Annotated in this window: 1 pseudogene; it reads right to left on the reverse strand. The window is 82.4% G+C overall.

What is annotated here, in order from left to right:
* Window positions 1-607 (reverse strand): annotated as a pseudogene (locus AWH51_RS00120) (SMC family ATPase); the annotation flags it as partial.

Here is a 607-nt window from a genome sequence, read left to right on the forward strand (position 1 = left end):
CCGCGAGCCGCTCGCGCGCCCGGATCACGCGCTCGCGGAGACCCGAGAGCGCGGCGCGCGCGTCCTCTCGGCGGACGCGGATCCGCTCCGTGTCGGCGTCGTGGGCCGCGAGCCGCGCCTCGGCCTCCCGCAGCGCGCCGCCCGCGGCCTCCGCCTCGGCGAGGCGCGCCGTGCGGTCGGCGACCTCGTGCTCCGCCTCCTCGCGCGTGACGCCGTCCAGCTCGGCGGCCATGGCCTCGCGCCGCGCCGTCTCCGCGGCCAGCGCCGCCGCGGCCTCGGCCTGCGCGCGCCCGGCCCGCTCGCGCGCGTCGGCGGCGGCGTCGATCTCGTCGTCGTCCGGGTGCCCGGGGGCACTCGGGGCGGGGAGCGGGTGATCCGCGGATCCGCACACGGGGCACGGCGCGCCCGCCACCAGCTCGCGCGCCAGCTCGCCCGCGAGCCCGCGGACCTTGCGCTGGCGCAGCTCCGCCTCGTGCCGCACGGCATCGCCCGCGGCGGCCGAGCTCGTGTCCAGCGCGGCCCGGGCCGCCGTGATCCGCGCGTCCTGCGCGACGAGCGCCGCGGCCTTCCGTCGGGTGGCCTCCGCGTCGGCGACCGCAGCGCGCGC

Source organism: Clavibacter tessellarius (assembly GCF_001618005.1).
GTDB lineage: Bacteria > Actinomycetota > Actinomycetes > Actinomycetales > Microbacteriaceae > Clavibacter > Clavibacter tessellarius_A.